We start from the raw sequence: 17,593 nt of genomic DNA, 5'->3' as shown, positions 1-17,593 counted from the left end.
AAATGGAAACGAAACGTCTGGACATTCACCCGATCCTGACGATCCCGCATAGCGCAGAGATCGCTTTCCGCTTCAACGGAGAGGAATTGATAGCCAAAAAAGGGGAGATGATCTCTTCCGCGCTGATCGCAAACGGAATCAGCGTCTTTGGACATCATCATAAAGACGGCAGCGCCCAAGGCATTTTCTGCGCCAACGGTCAATGTGCCAAATGCACGGTGATCGCGGATGGCATACCGATAAAATCCTGCATGACGGAAGTGCAAAGCGGCATGGAAGTTCGCAGCGCGGACGGCTTGCCGGAGCTTCCCGACAGCGCGTATGTGAAAGGGCGCACGCCCATCGAGCAGCTCGAAACCGATGTTTTGATCATCGGAGGAGGACCTTCCGGTCTGGCGGCTGCCATCGAACTCGGCAAACACGATATCGACACACTTTTGATCGATGACAAGCACCGTCTCGGCGGCAAGCTGGTTCTCCAAACCCATAAGTTCTTTGGCTCCGAGGAAGATAGCAATGCCGGAACCCGGGGACACGACATCGGCGAATTGCTCGCTGCTGAAGTTGAAAAACAATCCAGTGTCAAGATCTGGCTGAATAGCACCGCTCTTTTCGTATTTAGCGACAAAAAAGTCGGCATCCTCAAGGACGGAATCTATAAGATAGTAAGCCCCAAACGCATCCTCAACGCCGCCGGAGCCAGAGAGAAGTTTCTGCGCTTTCCGGGAAACAACCTTGCCCGCATCTATGGTGCCGGAGCATTTCAGACGCTTGTGAACCGGGATCTCATCCGCCCCACCGATCGGCTTTTCATCATCGGCGGCGGAAATGTAGGACTGATAGCTGGTTACCACGCTTTGCAAGCCGGCATCGAAGTGGTCGGTTTGGCGGAGGCGATGCCCGAGTGCGGAGGCTACAAAGTTCACGCGGACAAGCTTAAGCGCCTTGGAGTGCCGATCTACACTTCCCACAGCATCCTTTGCGCCAATGGAGGAGAGACGGTCGAAGGCATCACCATCGCGGAAGTGGACAAGCAGTTCAAAGCCCTACCGGGGACGGAAATGTCTTTTTCATGCGACACCATCCTGATCGCCGTTGGTTTGGACTCCCTCTCCGAATTCACCATCGAAGCTGAACAAGCGGGCATCCCTGTCTATTCTGCCGGAGATGCATTAGAGATCGCGGAAGCCTCGTCCGCAATGTTCAACGGCAAGATTTCGGGTTTGAAAATCGCCCAAGACGCGCTTTCCGGAATCAAAGAAATCGAGGACGTTCCGCAGGATTGGTATGCCAAAGCGGATATCCTCAAATCCCATCCCGGCATCGTCAAGGGCTATCAAAACCATCCCGGTGAAGAGGGAGTTTTTCCCATCATCCATTGCCTTCAGGAGATTCCCTGCAATCCCTGCACCACGGTTTGCCCCACCAATTCGATTGCGACCGAAGACGGAGGTCTGATGGCGGTTCCGCTTTACCAAGGATCATGCATCGGCTGTTTCAAATGCCTGCTCATCTGTCCCGGTTTGGCGATCACTCTGGTGGACTATCGCAAGGATTCTGCCAATCCGACGGTAACGATTCCTTATGAAGTAAGCAATATTCCGGCTCTCAAAGGCGACATGATCGATCTCGTCGATATCGAAGGCAATTCATTTGGGAAATATGAAGTTAGCGCGGTTCTGGATATCAAGGCGCAGCACACTCAGTTGATCAAAGTATCCGTTCCCTCCGCCATAGCCAAACCAGTGGCATCCTTCCGCATCCAGAAAGAAAGTGTCTCTCTTGCTCTGCCGGAAACGATCCTCCCTGATAAATTGATGGATGATGCCATGATCTGTCTCTGCGAAAGAGTCAGCGTCGGTCAGGTGCGAAACCTGATCAACAAAGGGATCACCGATCTCAATCAGATAAAAGCCGTCACTCGTGCAGGAATGGGACCCTGCGGAGCCAAAACCTGCGAAACCCTGATCAAAGGACTCCTGCGCGAGGAAGGCGTTCCCACAGAAAACGTGGTGCCAAACACCAAGCGTCCGGTTTTTATCGAAGTGGCTTTGGACAAGTTTCCGGATGGTGAGTGAAATGGCTAACAATTTTGACGTGATCATCATCGGAGCCGGTTCGATCGGTCTGCCCACAGCGTTATCACTGGCGCAAAGAAAGCTGCGCGTCCTCGTCCTCGATGGAGAAAAGGGTCCCGGACAGCAAAACAACAAGAAAGCGATCGGCGGAGTGCGTGCCACGCATAGCGATTTTGGCAAAATCAACGTCTGCCTGCGCTCGATCGAGATCATGCGCACCTGGGAAGAGGTTTGGGGAGACGGTATCGGTTGGATGTCAAACGGTTATAGCTTTCCAGCATATAGCGAAACGGATGCCGATGCCCTGAAAAACCTGATGAAAGTGCAGCATACTCATGGGCTGAACATTCAATGGCTGAGCCCTGAAGAATACAACGAACTCGTTCCGGGCATCAATATTAACGGCTTGCTCGGTTCCACCTTCTCGCCGGAGGACGGAAGCTGCTCTCCGCTGCTGCTGGCTTCTGCATACTATTTTCACGCGCTCAGACTCGGAGTGCAGTTCAATTTCAACGAAAGCGTCATTGGATTTGAGACTGGAAACAGTATCATCAATAAAGTCATCACCGACAAAGGATGCTACGCCGCGAGCGTGATCATCAATGCAGCAGGAGCCAACGCCAGAGAGCTTGGCACATTGCTGAATATCGATTTACCCGTCTTTCCAGACAACCATGAAGCCGGAATCACTGAGCCAGTGGCACCCTTCACGGGTCCGATGGTGATCGATCTGCGCAAACGTCCCGGTTCCGCGAATTTCTATTTCTATCAAAACTGCGAAGGACAGGTCTGTTTTTGTTTCACACCCGATCCGCCCATCCTCGGAATCGACAACCGTTCTACTTCAAGCTTTCTGCCGATGTGTTCCAAACGCATGCTGGAAGTATATCCCCGACTGCGCTTTCTCAAAGTGCGCAGAACCTGGCGCGGGCAATATCCGATGACTCCGGATGGCTTTCCCATCGTGGGAAAAACGGAGGCATACGCCAATCTGATCAACGCCGTCGGTATGTGCGGGCAAGGATTTATGCTGGGACCCGGAATGGGTGAATTGCTTACCCGCATGGCGCTTGACGAAATATCCGCCAGCGATCTGCAGATCCTGCAAAGCTTCAATCCCAGCCGCGATTTCAGTGGCATGGAAGCTTTCAAATAATACGGGTCTTGAATGTAGCGCAGCATCGGTATGCTGCGCTACATCATGGAACGCCGACGTCCCCGTCGGCGATGGTAGCGATGAACCTGACACATCAATAAGGGACTTAGCCCAATAAAAAAAAACCGGCGTCCACTTAAAAAGGGTGCCGGTTGATATACTCTGCACAATCACAAGTGACCGTGCTATATGGCTTTAGTTGCTTTGGCTGATCAGATTTGTTAGGCGGGCGCTACGTGCGTTGATATCACTCACAGCGTCTTTATCCGTGGTTTTGCTGCGGGCGGTTTTTAGCTGTTCATCGGCTCTGCGGAAAAAACTATTGGCAGAGGCTTTGGCGGCGTCGCGTTGCTTTTTCAGGTCATCGGCTTTTTTGCCCACTGCTTTGGCGGCTTGCTTTTCCAGATCGATGAATTTGTTATATTGCTCGGTGCCCTTGCTTTGAGTCACAGTGGCGAGGATCACGTATGCCTGGTAGATAGTGGGGTTCTTTTGAATGGCGAGGTTGGCATTGGTTTCGGCATCGGCGTTTTTGTTCTGGGAAAGATAGATCGCAGCGAGATTCAGATAGACGAGCGCGTTTTCGGGATCGATCTTTTTCAGGGTATTTATCGTGTCGATGGCTTTTTTATTGAGTTCGCCGATCGTTTTGCCGTCCGTGGCTTCTCCGGCTTGCAGACGGTAGAGACCCACCACGTTCAGATATGCCTGCACGTTCTGAGGATCGTTTTTGATCAGGGTTTCATACTTGGTGATGGCTTCTCCCAAGCGGTTGCTGAGCCGATAGGCGGTGGCGAGTTTCTGAGCGATAAGATCGTTGTCCGGATATTGTTCAAAGGCTTTTTCCAGATAGGGAATGGCATCGCCGTATTTCTGTTCGTCAAAAAGCATGAATGCCAGACGATATTGCGGCAACGGGTAGTTTGGATTCACGGCAAGCGATTTGATGAAAGCCTGCTTGGCTTTTGCGGGTTCTCCGGCTTCGTCATAGAGGTTGCCGATCACTAACCAGAGTTCCTCATCCTGATTTGTCTCTGCGACCGTTTCCATCAGGGCGATGCGTTTGGCAAGTTCGCCTGATTTTTCATAGAGCTCGATCAGCATATACGTCGCGCGTTGATCGGTTTTTTCCATCTGCATTGCTTTGAGCAGATTGGTCTCGGCATCCTTGTATTTCCCCATTTTGAAATAGGTTGAGCCCAGATAATAATAGCCTTCACGCTTTTCGGGGTTGAGTGCGATTACGGATTTGAGGGACTTCTCGGCTTCGGGGTAGTTCTCGCCGACATAGTAATTCACTCCGATATTGAAAATCTTCTCTACTTCGGTGGAAACGAAACGATCAAGCTCGCCCATGAAGCTTTCGTTCAAGACCTTGTAGCGAGCGTTCTTTTCTTTGCCGACTACGAAGCTGTGCTGTTTCAATTCGCCGCTGCGGGTGCTGTAGAAACGCATGGAGATTGTATAGAGCCCGGGGCGGCTTTCGCTGATGTTACCCATGATCATCACGTCGGCAAACATCCCTTTGGATATCTCTTTCATTTCCTCGATCTGCAGGTCGTCCACATCGCGAAAGCCGGTGGCTTTGAACTGGCTTTCGGTGAGCGCCATGTCCATGAGACCATATTTGTGATGAGCGACGAAGACCTCTTTGATATCCCGCACGGTCAAAATCTTTTGGATGTAGCGGCTGGGGCTGTCAAGCGCTTTGAGTGGCAGAATCGCCACTTTGGTAGTGACCCCTTCACCGGTGGGAGTCGTCCGGGTCATTGGTTTGCTCTGGTTTGAGCTGCAGGAATAGAGGCTCAGCACCAGAACCATGACGATGAGAATCCATCTGTTCATAATTCCTCCAGGTAATTATATGTTTTCACAACAGCAATTTTCAGCACCCATATCTGTCAAGCAAAAAGCCCTTCAAAGACGGAGAAACCTATCTCTTAAACGATCTCGAGGATGGAGCCGTGGCTGACGCGGATCGGCTCGCCGTCGCTACTCGCCAGCAAGAGATTTCCCATGCAATCGAGCCCCTGAATGATTCCGCAAGCGCTGCCCGATCCAATGTCAATAGTGCAAAATCGATTCCATCCATAGAGGTGCTCGCTGCAATAGGCAAGAAAGCTCTGTGGATAATAAAGCTCTTCCGTGCGAGCATGGATAGCTCTCAGCAACAGCCGTTTGAAGCGCTCAAGGGAAACATCGAAGCCGAGGATGGTTTTCAGCGAGATGCCGTTAAAACCGTCCAAAACACTGTCCGGCATATTGTTGAAATTGATACCGATGCCGATGACATAGCGGTTGTGAGCCGCGTTATACTTACACAGGATACCCGCTAATTTATATTCCTGATAGTAGATATCGTTCGTCCACTTGATCCGGAGATCAGCCAAGCTATACAGCTCGATCAATAGCCGATGCAAGCAGGATCCCACATATAGAGCAAATGATGGCAACGCCTCCGGATGAATAATATCCATAGTGATCCACAAACCACCTTTGGGAGAGTGCCAAAACCGCTCGTTTCTACCGATGCCGCTGCGTTGAACACCTGCCTGAACGATCAAACCCGCATCATCGGATAGCGCGGCACGCAGCCTTTCATATTCAAGCATGGTGCTGTCCAGAGTACTATAGCTCAGATCCGCTTGCATGGCGTTTTCATTCGATAAACATGGCATCGCCGTAGCTGAAAAAGCGATAGCGCTCCTGAACCGCGATCCCGTATGCTTCAAGGGCAAAATCGTATCCGGCAAAGGCGCAGATCATCATCAGCAAGGTGGATTTGGGCAGGTGGAAATTGGTGATCAAGGCGTCCGCCACTTTGAAATCCTTGCTAGGGTAGATGAAGATATCAGTCCACTTGGAGCCGCTTTGCAGCTCCCCGCTCTCCCAAAAACTTTCCAGCGTGCGGGTGGAAGTGGTGCCCACGCAGATCACTCTGCGTCCCTCGCGCTTTGCCAAGTTGATTGTTTCCGCGGTCTTGGGATCGAGGGTGCAAAACTCGCTGTGCATGAAATGTTCGTCGATGCGTTCGGTTTTGACCGGTTTGAAGGTGCCGATGCCCACGTGCAGCATCACTTCGCAGATCAAAACCCCCTTGTCCGTCAATTGTTTGAGCAGCTCTTCCGTAAAGTGAAAACCCGCTGTCGGAGCAGCCACTGAGCCCGGTTCTTTGGCATAGACGGTCTGATAGGCGGAGACATCCTCAATGCCATCCTCGCGATGAATGTATGGCGGCAGGGGAACGTGTCCCACGCGGTGGATCTCTTCCCAAAAATCTCCCGCACAGCTAAATACGATCTTGCGAAACCCCTGTTCATCCGGCAATCCGATATTGCCGCTGAGCGAATCGGAAAACATCAGGCGCTGCGGGTGTTTGAGCCTCTTTCCGGGATGCACCATGCACTGCCATGTTTTTGGTGCAAGCTCGTGCAGCAGAAACACTTCCACTTTGGTGCCGCGATCTTTCGTTCCAAATAGCCGTGCGGGGAATACCTTGCTGTTATTGAGGATCAGGACGGCTCCGGGCTCGATCAGTTCAAGGATATCATGGAAATACCGGTGCTGAATTGATACATCCTCTCTGCGTAAATGCAGCAGTCTGGAAAAGCTCCGTTCTTTTAACGGAAACTGGGCGATCAGTTCGCTGGGCAGATGATAGTCGTAAGCTTCAAGTCTGAGTAAATCTGTCATAATGCTACTTAATAATGTAAGGAACGTTTTCCGCGGTCTTCAAGGTGGCGACGAAGGAGCCAAAAGTAACCGCGCTTTCGAGCTTCACGGGGATTTTGAAAGCGTCGTCCGTGATCCAGATGGTGATCTTGCCGCTTTGTTTGAACACCCCTTCACCCTTCAGCTTTGGTTCGATCACGAGGCACTGGATTGTGCCAAAGATGCTCTTCACTTTTTCACGGCGATGGACGACGATATCGGTGCTCAGCGACCTGCCGTCGGAAGTGATACTCATGGTCAGGCGTTTTCCAGGTTTAAGCTCTTGATTACGAACGTGATAGAATGCGCTGAGCACGTCCTGGGTGGTGATTGGGATCTCCAATTGTTCGCTGTTGAAGCGTTTGTCTTTGAAGCTCCATTTCTGGTAGGTTGTGCTCTTTTGGTTGTGGTCGAAATGATGGATGCGATGTTGACGATAGGTACCTTCCTGCAGGTTTTTGGCAAATTTGTGCGGTAGCAGGGATTCTTTGTCCCACCAGGATTCCACCGTGTCCCGCACCCTGAAAAAGACGTCGAAAAAGGGATAGGTGCGCGCCTTGGTGGAAAGATGCCAGACTTCCCTGCCCCGATAGACATCGGATTTGACTTCCAGAGTCGCTTCCGCGGCACTGACCAAGCCATATCGAACGTCAAAGACGAGTTTTTCACCATCCCGAAACGCTAACGCGCTCAGAGATAAGGCGAGGCTCAGCAGGATCGTGATCGATAGTATTTTTTGCATAAAGATATGTCCTTCATCAGGTTATTGTTATTGGCTTGCTCCGTGGATGAAAATCTCCTGAGCGGTCAGGTTTTCCAGCTCCGGTTTGACTAACAGTTCAACAATGGCTTCTATCTCTTTGATGCTCACCAGTTTGCCGGTGGGTGAGGAGCCTTGATATCGGCTAAAATAGTCTTGGCGAAATTGAAGATATTCGCCTTGATAATCCGCCTCAAGATTTGTCTCGATCGGAGCGGAGGAGATGGCGTTGATCAAAATGTTATGGGATGCGACTTCGCGAGCGGTTGATTTTACGATATTGACCATCGCAGCTTTGGCGGCTGCATAGGCAGAGCCTTGCATCAAGCCGGTTTGGGTGACCGCTGAGCCAAAAACCACGATCCTGCCGAAGTTTTCAAAGATCATATCCGGCAGGACAGATCGCAGGACGTGGTAAAAACCCATCACGTTCGTAGTTAGTATTTTATGAAAGATCGCCGGATCGGAATCCACCAGCGCTTTGGCATCGAAACTGCGCAGCGAAGCGCAATGGATGAAAACAGTGGGGTTCAGGTTGAAGACGCGCTTTGCTTCTTCGATAAAAGCGGTCAAATTGATCGGATCGGCAAGGTCGCAAGCGCGGGTGAGGACAGCTTTGGCGTCATCGAATCCAGCGAGCCGGTCTTGTCGGTCGTGATATAACAGCAGCAGCGAAATCCCCTTTGTGGCGAAACTTCGTGCCAGATGGCTGCCCACCTGTCCGTTTGCTCCTGTGATGATCGTAAAGCCTTTGTTCATAGCGCCTTGATGGCGTCGATGAGCAAGTGCGCCACGTGGAACTTATCCCCGGATAGCTCGATTACGTCCTCGTTATTAGCTCCCGCGGATATCAGGCTGAGCTTGGTTTCATCCTTACCGACGGTGTCCAGATGATTGACGCAGATCAGATCCAGCTTTTTCTTTTCCAGTTTGAGGCGCGCGTTTTTGATCAGATCCTCAGTTTCGGCGGCAAAGCCGATCAGCTTTTGTCCGATGTTTTTATGGGTGCTGAGTTCAAGTAATATATCCGTTGTGGACACCAGTTTCAGGTTCAAATCACCGCCTTTTTTGATCTTGCGCGGAGAGCTTGTTTCAGGTTTAAAATCCGAAACCGCGGCACATTTGACGATCCAATCAGCAGCGGCTCCTTCCATTATCACCGCTGTGCGCATATCTTGAACTGAGGGAGCGTAAATGACTTTATCCAAATAATATGGGATCGTGCAACGGATATCGGCATGGACAAGTGTCACTTGCGCTCCGCGCAGAGCCAAAGCTCTGGCAATGGCAAGACCCATCTTGCCGGATGAGCGGTTTGAGATCATCCGCATGGGATCGATCATTTCCATCGTGGCACCGGCGCTGACTAACACCTTGATTCCTTTAATATCCTGCGAATAGTTTAGATAAGTGCGGATGGCATAGAGGACTTCCGCGTTGGGAGGATATTTTCCCTTGCCCTCATAGCCGCAGGCGAGCATGCCGGTGACCGGTTCCAGAATATTGTGTCCCAACCTTTTGAGGGATATGATATTGGCTTGTGTCGCGGGGTGGGAATACATGTGCACGTTCATAGCTGGGACAAAGAGCACAGGTTTCGTGTGCGCCAGCAAGACAGAGGACAAAAGATCGTCTGCGATTCCGGTCACCGCTTTTGCCATGATGTTTGCCGTGGCGGGGGCAACGACGATCAAATCCGCCCAATCCGCCAAAGTAATATGCGGAATCGGATCAGTGTCAGTCCACATATCGGTGTGCGCGTCGTTGTGCGTGATCGCCGCAAAGTTCATGCCCGAAACGAATCTCTCGGCATTGGCGGTGAGGATGCTTTTCACCTCAAAGCCGGACTTGACAAGCCGGCTGGCGAGATCGATCGCTTTATAGGCAGCGATTCCACCGGTGACGCAGAGCAGGAATCTGTGTCCTTTATCCATAATCAACCTTCAATCTTTGTGTTTGTCAACCCAAGATAAGATATCGCAGATTGTGTCAATCGAAAACATAAAACCCTCGGCCAAATTTCAATGAGACTATCCAGATATTCTATCAATTTTCTCCGAAAACCTCCTTTCTTGCACCTAAATAAACCCGTTCTTCCCCCTTTGCATTACGGAATCAATACGGACTCATTACGGACTAAGTCCGTATTGACTCCGTAATGCTAAGGAGAGAGGGCAAGGCGTGCATCACGTAATATATTGAGGGATAGTGATATAGGTTGTTTTGACCAGAGAGCCAGATTTTACACGTTAGTCAGGCATTATACAGATTACACCTTGATAGGTCATAATCGTAATTTCACTGCCTTGAGGGATGTTTTATGATGCCGCATATTTTGTGGTTGACAGAAAACTCTTTCGCAGATACTTGAAAAAAAAGTAAATCACGCTGTGAGGAATAGGTGGAACAGATTATTGAAGACATCCGTAAGTTATTGAAAGATGGATCATTCAAGGATGAACAGCATGTCCGTTTTTCGCTTGTGGGCAGGCTGTGTCTTGAATTAGGGTGGAATGTGTGGAACCCTGCAGAATTTCATACTGAATACAAAGTCGAAAAAATTCCAACCGAGAGTCTGCCCAAAGGCTCAACTGGTAGGGTTGATATTGCCCTTTTCCTCGCTGATAAAACTCCGAAAGTCGCTGAAGTATTCATTGAAGTGAAGTCTCCAGGAAATTTAATGAAATCTGCGATTAAACACTCTGAAGATCAATTAAATGCCTACAAAGCTCATCATCGAATTGCTATAGGAATACTTACTGATGGGATCATTTGGCGATTCTATGTTCCTCACAGAGGAGGGTATTTTCAAGATACATTGTTTGCCGAATTCAATCTCGAATCAGCCAACATAGATGAGGTTTGCGCTTTCTTCGACAGTATCTTGAAGAAAGAGAATTTCCGAACAAAAGCAGTAAACAGAGCCGAAGCTATGTTCGAAGAGCTTACAACTATCAAACTTATCCAAAGCGTTAAAAACGAAGCACAAACTATTCAACGTAGGATCGGTGGTTCAGTATTTAGTATAGCCGAGCAATTACTAATCAATCAACATCAAAAAACAATTGCTATCGAGCTTATTGAAAGGATATGGAATAAAACGATACCTGGTGGTGATGATGATGAACCTCCACAACCGCCTCCTCCACCACCTCCAGATTGCATTAAGGTACATATTTCAAACAAAGATGTCAAAGCATCTGGTGAGTATTTCCAGAAAACAAAGCAGTTTACTCTTTTAAAAGGATCAGAAGTTATTAAAGACCATAAGTCATCATTCAAAGGACCTTCTTTGCAACACAAACTGGATATGATCAAAGAAGGAGCATTGTATCTGGACTCTACTGGGACAAAGTACATTCTCAGAGACAATTATAATTTCAAGAGTCCATCTGCCGCTTCTCATTTAGTTACAGGGAGGTCTTCGAACGGGTGGCTTGACTGGCTCGATGAGCATGGCAAGAAACTTGACGATTATCGGAAATGAGTAAAGAAGCCAGCGCCAGAATAAAAATAAACGACCTGCTGAAGGAATCCGGCTGGAGATTCTTTGATGAAAAGGGGAAGAAAGCCAATATCGTCTTGGAAAACCAGACCAAAATCACCCAGAAAGCGATAGATGAGTTCGGAAATGACTTTGAGTCGGCATCCAAAGGCTTCATTGACTTTCTGCTGTTGGATGAACACTCCCATCCCATCATCGTTCTGGAAGCCAAATCTGAGAAACATAATCCTCTCGTCGGCAAAGAGCAAGCCCGAGCCTATGCACGTTCACAGAACTGCCGTTTCATCCTCCTATCCAATGGCAATCTCCACTATTTTTGGGATACGCAGCAAGGCAACCCATACATCATAACCAAATTCCCATCTCCCGAATCAATGAAGGGGTATGAGCATTACAACCCCGATCCTGATGCCCTAATAAATGATATTATCACTTCCGGATATATTGCCATAACACAAAAACATGACTATGATCAAAATCCTGATTTCCATAACGAGGATACCCGGCTTGAATACCTCAAGAAGAATAATCTCAGCCTCTTACGACCATATCAGATAAGAGCAGTAGAATCCATTCAGGGAGCAGTCCGCAAGAGAAATAACCGTTTTCTGTTCGAAATGGCTACCGGAACCGGGAAAACTCTCATCTCTGCTGCAGTAATGAAGCTCTTTCTCAAGACCGGAAACGCTCACCGGGTCTTGTTCCTGGTTGATCGACTGGAGCTGGAAGATCAAGCTCAGCGAAACATGGTCAAATATCTAAAGAAAGACTTCATCGCACTGATATTCAAAGAAAACAAAAATGACTGGCGAAAGGCTGATATTGTAATCTCGACAGTTCAGTCCCTTCTATCTGGTGATAAGTATCGAACTCAGTTCAGCCCCACGGATTTTGATCTGGTAATCTCTGATGAGGCGCATCGCTCCATTGGTGGTAATGCCAGAGCCGTCTTTGAGTACTTTGTTGGGTATAAACTGGGCTTGACTGCTACCCCCAAAGACTACATCAAAAACGCAGTTCCTGATGGTAACAGCCCCCGGGATTATGAGCGCAGATTACTGCTGGATACTTACGAGACCTTTGGCTGTAAAAGCGGTACCCCCACATTTCGCTATTCCCTCGTGGATGGCGTCAAAGATGGCTATCTGGTAAGCCCTACGGTGATTGATGCCCGCTCCCAGGTTACCACTCAGCTACTATCAGATCAGGGTTATGCCTATGTGGAGCCCAACCCCCAAGGTGAAGACACGATTACTTATTTTGAAGAGAAAGACTTTGAAAAGCGTTTCTACTCTCGTAATACCAATATCACTCTCTGCCGTGCCTTCATGGACAACGCCGCGTATGATCCTATCAGCGGAGAGATCGGCAAGTCTATTATCTTTACGGTTAGTCAAAAACACGCTACCAAGATTACTCAAATCCTTAATGTGATGGCTGATAAGATGTTCCCGGGCAGATACAATTCCGACTTTGCCATGCAGGTAACATCCATTATCCCCACAGCTCAGCAGATGTCCATCAATTTTGCCAATAACAACTTATCTGGTAATGCCGGTTTTCTCTCAGATTACAGAACCTCAAAGACCAGAGTTTGCGTAACAGTAGGCATGATGACCACCGGATACGATTGCACGGATATCCTGAACATTGCTCTGATGCGTCCAATTTTCTCACCTTCTGAGTTTGTTCAGATCAAAGGCAGAGGTACCCGTAAACACGATTTCTGTGAACAATATATCGATCCTGCTCTGAAAGAACTCCACAAAGACAAGATCAAAACAGGATTCATCCTCTTTGATTTCTTTGCCGTATGCGAGTACTTTGAAGATAAATTTGACTATGACCAAGTACTGGCTCTTCCGGATAACGGTGCAACAACCAGCACACCTGTTGGCGGAGAACCTCCTCAGCCCCAAGTGACTGGTGCTGAGATTCACACTCCCGATCCCTTGACCAAGATTGACCGCAAAGTTATCAGTGCCGATGGCATGAAGATAGACAGGATGTTCTTCCAGAAGTTTGAAGAGAAGATCAAGCAAGACCCGGTCGTCAAACGAGGCGTTGACGATGGCAAATGGGACTTTGTGTTGGATTATATCAATCAAACTATGATCGATAAGCCTGAAGAGCATTTCACTCTGGAGAAACTCCGCCATTCCTTACAATTAGATCGCAGACTGACCCTTCGGGAGATAGTAGAGAAAGCCTTTGGCTTGATTCCCGGCTTCAAATCAAAAGACGAGCTTCTCAATACCGAATTCGATAAATTCATCTCAATTTACAAACCAAAATCAACGGATAATATCCCCGCCCTCAAATACTATTTCAAAGCATACGTGACCGACAACAGGCTGAGAGATATCATCGATCATAAAGACTATGCAGAGCTGAATACCTATCCTCGATTTGCCATGAAGGACTTACGAGCGGTCAAAGATAGCTGGCGAATAGCCATTCCGGAATACATCAAGGACTATGTGATCCTAAACCGGTATATGTAGGGATGAGAGTGAAAACTGTGAGTCTTTCCGTAGCCACCCCGTCATTCCAGCCGTCATCCCAGCGCAGGCTGGGACTGGAATCCAGTCCCACCACGAATAAATAGGACGTAATAAATGCTCGACTCTATCACCAAAAAGAAGATTGACGATGCCAAAGATATTCTGGTCGGCAAAGTGCCAGTCCCCAGCTCTCAGGTGGAACAAATCACCATTGCTCTGATCTATAAATTCATGTATGATATGGACAATGAATCCATCGAACTGGGAGGCAATCCCAAATACTTTGCCAAAGACTTTGCACCCTATGCCTGGAACAAGCTTTTTGACCCAAAACTGAGTGGGGAAGGCAGAGTCATGCTCTATCAGGATGCACTGGCTAAGATACCAAACAACGCGCAGATACCCGCTTTGTTCAGAGATATCTTCAAGAACGCTTTTCTGCCTTATCGTGATCCTGAAACGCTGAAACTCTTCCTGAAGTGCATAGACGAGTTTACTTATGAACATAGTGAAAAACTCGGCGATGCCTTTGAATATCTGCTTGCTGTTCTTGGCTCACAAGGTGATGCCGGACAATTTAGAACGCCGCGTCATATCATTGACTTTATGGTGGAACTGATCGATCCCCAAAGAGAAGACAGCATCCTTGATCCTGCCTGCGGAACAGCAGGATTCCTGATCTCTGCCTACAAACACATCATCAAGACCAATAGCTCAAACTACGATAAAGACAAGGATCCTCATACCTTCGCCACGCACGGCATTCCATTGGATGAATTGGTCATTCAAAATGGTAAGAAATACGCTGGCGACCTGCTCACACCCGATCAGCGAGCCTTCATGCACAAAAACCTGAAAGGTTATGACATTGCCTTTGAGATGGTGCGCCTCTCGCTGGTCAATATGTATCTGCACGGCTTTAATACTCCTCAAATCTATGAGTATGATACACTCACCAGCACTGAACGCTGGAATGAGTATGCAAATGTGATTCTGGCAAATCCTCCCTTTATGACTCCCAAGGGAGGTATCCGACCCCATCAACGCTTTAGCATCCAGGCAAAACGCAGCGAAGTCCTCTTTGTGGATTATATGCTGGAACACCTTACCAACAATGGTAGAGCCGGTATCATTGTCCCGGAAGGCATCATCTTTCAGGGTAGTAATGCCTATAAACAACTGCGTAAGCTATTGGTAGAAGAAAACTATCTGGTGGGGGTGATCTCTCTGCCTGGAGGTGTTTTCAACCCCTATTCCGGGGTTAAGACCTCCATCCTCTGGATTGACAAAGCTCTGGCAAAAAAGACCGATAAAATCATCTTCCTCAAAGTAAACAACGATGGCTTTGATCTGGGTGCTCAAAGAAGACCCATAGAAGCTAATGACCTGCCCGCTGCTTTTGCCAATGCTATGACTTACAAGGAAACAGTGCTAACAGAGAAAGAGTACATTGTCCCGGATAAAAATGTAATCCTTGTCGAAAAGTCAAAGTTAGCTGATAGTGGGGATTATAATCTGAGTGGGGAGAGGTATATTTCACCAGCATCAAATTGCTTAACTTATGAAACGGTACGGCTCGAGGATATATGTTCAAAGAAAGCTCAATATGGATCGGGAGCCTCAAAAGCTGCTTTTGATGGAGAGACAAGGTACATACGAATTACTGATATTTATAATGATGGGAATTTGAAAGATACCGAAAAGGTGTCTCCCTCAGAAATTGAAGATCAGTACTTATTGAACGAAGATGATTTACTATTCGCAAGGTCAGGGTCAGTAGGTAGAGCATATTTACACCGACAGAAGGGTAGATACATCTTCGCTGGTTATCTTATCAGATTCATAATAGATCGTAATAAAGCCCTACCAGGATTCATTTTCTATCTTACTAAGTCAGAGAGCTATGCACAGTGGATTACGAGTCAATCAAAAACAGGTACAATATCCAATATTAACGCACAGCAGTATTCCAATTTACCAATCCCCCTCCCACCCCTTTCAGTTCAGCAAGAGATTGCAGCAGAGCTGGACTCCTATCAGAAGATCATCGACGGTGCTAAACAAGTAGTAGAAAATTGGAAACCCCACATCAATATCGATCCTGAGTGGGAGTTGTATTCATTACAAGATGTGACAGTTGTAAACCCATTAAAAAGTGAAATCTATGGATTATCTCAAGATACTATTGTATCTTTTGTACCAATGAGCGATTTGGGGGCAAATCGAATGTCGTTTGATGCGCAAATATCAAAACCTATTCGTGAGATATTAATGGGAAGCTACACATACTTTAGGGACAGCGATGTAATTTTAGCTAAGGTTACTCCTTGTTTTGAAAATGGCAAAGCTGGCATAGCGCAGAACTTAGTAAACAGCATAGGTTTTGGTTCAAGTGAATTTTACGTTTTCAGGTGCTCTGATAGGGTTTTACCACAGTGGATTTACTTTTTCCTAACCAGCTCAGATTTCAAATCTTTAGCAATTCTAAACATGACAGGTACTGGCGGATTACAGAGAATCCCTAAGGAATTTGTTAAGAATTATAAAATCCCCCTTCCCGAATTGCCTATTCAACAAGCTATTGTTGACCGGATAGAAAACGAGCAAAAACTTGTGAATGCCAACCGTCAGTTAATCGCTCTTTATGAGCAAAAGATTAAAGACCGTATCAACAAACTCTGGAACGAAAATGCCTAGTACAGATTTCTTTGGCTCTCTTGAAGAGCATACGAGAGTGAAATTGCTACTTTATAATAAATATTTAGAGTGCTACTTATCTATACTGACTACGATACGATATATTCATAGCATTCACATCTACGACTTGTTCTGTGGGAAGGGTGAAACAGATGATGGTCAACGTGGAAGTGCTTTAATTGCATTAAATCAGGTTATTAGTATCTGCACAGATTATCCTAGTTCGAAGCAGTATTATATACATTTTAGCGACAAAGAACAAGAGTATTGCGACGAACTGCAAAGGCGCATCAATTTAATCTCGCTCCCTGCGAATATCAATTATGATATCACTTGTACAAAATTTGAGGATGCCTTAATCGAACTTGCTAAGCAGCAAGAGATTATCAGTAATATCAATACAATTAAAACTCTGTTCTTTATCGATCCCTTTGGTTACAGTAATGCCCAGCCCGTTGATTTACTACTATTGAAAGCTAATCCAAATGCTGAAATCATGATTTTTCTACCTGCGACATCAATGTATAGGTTTGTTAATACAATCCCTGTAAATACGTCATTGGAGAAATGGAAAGACTTTATTGGAGATTCATCGTCTTGTTCAGATGTTTATCAGTTTGTATACTCAATTAATGAAAGATTTATTAGTCTGGGATACTATTCAGGTTATTTCATTCTTCAAAATCAAAGCTGTGGAAATAAATATGCGTTACTTTTTATTTCATCAAATCTGTTGGGATTGCACAAGTTCAATGAGGTAAAATGGAAACTTGATCCCCACGAAGGGTTCAGAATGGATAGTGATTTTTCGAATTTAGTTGTTCCATCGGTATCAGAAGACTTACTAGCAAAAACTCTGTATAAAATGAAAACCGACCTAATTAAGCATATAGACAGTTTACCATCAAAGACAATATCAAATAACTCGCTTTATGAGTATCTTTTACTTAATCGCTTCTTACCAAAGCATTTCAATGGAATCTTCAAAACAGATAAATTCTTAAAAATTGCATATACGGAAGGCAGCATAAAAGGCACATACCTAGTAGAGCGTCCCATAATTAACGTTCTATAATTGAACTTCATTCATTTTATACTTCCATCTAAACACGACCGGTGTTTTATTGATTTCATCCAACCCTTGGTAGATGCGTTCGACCAGTTCTTGCTTTGATCCAACTC

General features: G+C 46.9%; 12 protein-coding genes. 6 read left to right on the top strand and 6 right to left on the bottom strand.

Annotation, left to right across the window (positions count from 1 at the left end):
* Positions 1 to 2: 2 nt before the first annotated feature.
* Together Q8M98_02280 and Q8M98_02275 are read left to right on the top strand one after the other, a co-directional pair.
* The gene (locus tag Q8M98_02280) at positions 3 to 2,078 is read left to right on the top strand and encodes an FAD-dependent oxidoreductase (GenBank protein MDP3113582.1); all 2,076 of its coding nucleotides are present in this window, start codon (positions 3 to 5) and stop codon (positions 2,076 to 2,078) included.
* A 1-nt stretch (position 2,079) separates the two neighbouring features.
* The gene (locus Q8M98_02275; GenBank protein MDP3113581.1) at positions 2,080 to 3,234 is read left to right on the top strand and encodes an FAD-dependent oxidoreductase; all 1,155 of its coding nucleotides are present in this window, start codon (positions 2,080 to 2,082) and stop codon (positions 3,232 to 3,234) included.
* 195 nt (positions 3,235 to 3,429) lie between these two features.
* Here Q8M98_02275 and Q8M98_02270 read toward each other — a convergent pair whose 3' ends face one another.
* The 6 genes from Q8M98_02270 to coaBC all read right to left on the bottom strand — a co-directional run bounded on the left by Q8M98_02270 (position 3,430) and on the right by coaBC (position 9,639).
* Complete coding sequence (locus tag Q8M98_02270; GenBank protein ID MDP3113580.1) at positions 3,430 to 5,079, bottom strand: tetratricopeptide repeat protein; 1,650 nt, start codon at positions 5,077 to 5,079, stop codon at positions 3,430 to 3,432.
* Positions 5,080 to 5,174: 95 nt separating this feature from the next.
* Positions 5,175 to 5,912, bottom strand: a complete 738-nt coding sequence (locus Q8M98_02265; protein MDP3113579.1) for a biotin--[acetyl-CoA-carboxylase] ligase — start codon at positions 5,910 to 5,912, stop codon at positions 5,175 to 5,177.
* The gene (gene queA / locus Q8M98_02260) at positions 5,893 to 6,927 is read right to left on the bottom strand and encodes a tRNA preQ1(34) S-adenosylmethionine ribosyltransferase-isomerase QueA (protein ID MDP3113578.1); all 1,035 of its coding nucleotides are present in this window, start codon (positions 6,925 to 6,927) and stop codon (positions 5,893 to 5,895) included. Before queA ends, Q8M98_02265 begins: the two co-directional genes overlap by 20 nt.
* 4 nt (positions 6,928 to 6,931) lie before the next feature.
* Positions 6,932 to 7,687 (bottom strand): DUF3108 domain-containing protein, encoded by a 756-nt coding sequence (locus tag Q8M98_02255; GenBank protein ID MDP3113577.1) that lies wholly within the window; start codon positions 7,685 to 7,687, stop codon positions 6,932 to 6,934.
* Positions 7,688 to 7,714: 27 nt separating this feature from the next.
* Positions 7,715 to 8,464, bottom strand: coding sequence for an SDR family oxidoreductase (locus tag Q8M98_02250; GenBank protein ID MDP3113576.1), 750 nt, complete (start codon positions 8,462 to 8,464; stop codon positions 7,715 to 7,717).
* On the bottom strand, positions 8,461 to 9,639 hold the full coding sequence (gene coaBC / locus Q8M98_02245; protein MDP3113575.1) for a bifunctional phosphopantothenoylcysteine decarboxylase/phosphopantothenate--cysteine ligase CoaBC: 1,179 nt from the start codon (positions 9,637 to 9,639) through the stop codon (positions 8,461 to 8,463). Before coaBC ends, Q8M98_02250 begins: the two co-directional genes overlap by 4 nt.
* Positions 9,640 to 10,106: 467 nt before the next feature.
* On the opposite strand from coaBC, the gene Q8M98_02240 reads away from it, so the two are divergent.
* From Q8M98_02240 to tcmP, 4 genes are all read left to right on the top strand, one after another.
* A complete protein-coding gene (locus Q8M98_02240) occupies positions 10,107 to 11,192 on the top strand; it encodes a DUF4357 domain-containing protein (protein ID MDP3113574.1) in 1,086 nt (361 codons plus the stop codon).
* Positions 11,189 to 13,714: a DEAD/DEAH box helicase family protein gene (locus Q8M98_02235; GenBank protein MDP3113573.1), complete on the top strand. Its 2,526-nt coding sequence runs from the start codon at positions 11,189 to 11,191 to the stop codon at positions 13,712 to 13,714. Before Q8M98_02240 ends, Q8M98_02235 begins: the two co-directional genes overlap by 4 nt.
* A 114-nt stretch (positions 13,715 to 13,828) precedes the next feature.
* Positions 13,829 to 16,411, top strand: coding sequence for an N-6 DNA methylase (locus tag Q8M98_02230; protein MDP3113572.1), 2,583 nt, complete (start codon positions 13,829 to 13,831; stop codon positions 16,409 to 16,411).
* Positions 16,404 to 17,486: a three-Cys-motif partner protein TcmP gene (gene tcmP / locus Q8M98_02225; protein ID MDP3113571.1), complete on the top strand. Its 1,083-nt coding sequence runs from the start codon at positions 16,404 to 16,406 to the stop codon at positions 17,484 to 17,486. The genes Q8M98_02230 and tcmP overlap by 8 nt, the downstream gene beginning before the upstream one ends.
* The last annotated feature ends 107 nt before the right edge of the window (positions 17,487 to 17,593 follow it).

The organism is Candidatus Cloacimonadaceae bacterium, from assembly GCA_030693415.1.
Lineage (GTDB): Bacteria > Cloacimonadota > Cloacimonadia > Cloacimonadales > Cloacimonadaceae > JAUYAR01.
The sequence above is the reverse complement of the archived record's forward strand: the minus strand, read 5'-3'. Positions and strand labels throughout refer to the sequence as shown.

Excerpts from the sequence above, each read along its gene's own strand:
- Q8M98_02280 (MDP3113582.1), top strand. The coding sequence starts at position 3 with ATGGAAACGAAACGTCTGGACATTCACCCGATCCTGACGATCCCGCAT.
- Q8M98_02275 (MDP3113581.1), top strand. The coding sequence starts at position 2,080 with ATGGCTAACAATTTTGACGTGATCATCATCGGAGCCGGTTCGATCGGT.
- Q8M98_02270 (MDP3113580.1), bottom strand. The coding sequence starts at position 5,079 with ATGAACAGATGGATTCTCATCGTCATGGTTCTGGTGCTGAGCCTCTAT.
- Q8M98_02265 (MDP3113579.1), bottom strand. The coding sequence starts at position 5,912 with ATGCCATGTTTATCGAATGAAAACGCCATGCAAGCGGATCTGAGCTAT.
- queA (MDP3113578.1), bottom strand. The coding sequence starts at position 6,927 with ATGACAGATTTACTCAGACTTGAAGCTTACGACTATCATCTGCCCAGC.
- Q8M98_02255 (MDP3113577.1), bottom strand. The coding sequence starts at position 7,687 with ATGCAAAAAATACTATCGATCACGATCCTGCTGAGCCTCGCCTTATCT.
- Q8M98_02250 (MDP3113576.1), bottom strand. The coding sequence starts at position 8,464 with ATGAACAAAGGCTTTACGATCATCACAGGAGCAAACGGACAGGTGGGC.
- coaBC (MDP3113575.1), bottom strand. The coding sequence starts at position 9,639 with ATGGATAAAGGACACAGATTCCTGCTCTGCGTCACCGGTGGAATCGCT.
- Q8M98_02235 (MDP3113573.1), top strand. The coding sequence starts at position 11,189 with ATGAGTAAAGAAGCCAGCGCCAGAATAAAAATAAACGACCTGCTGAAG.
- Q8M98_02230 (MDP3113572.1), top strand. The coding sequence starts at position 13,829 with ATGCTCGACTCTATCACCAAAAAGAAGATTGACGATGCCAAAGATATT.
- tcmP (MDP3113571.1), top strand. The coding sequence starts at position 16,404 with ATGCCTAGTACAGATTTCTTTGGCTCTCTTGAAGAGCATACGAGAGTG.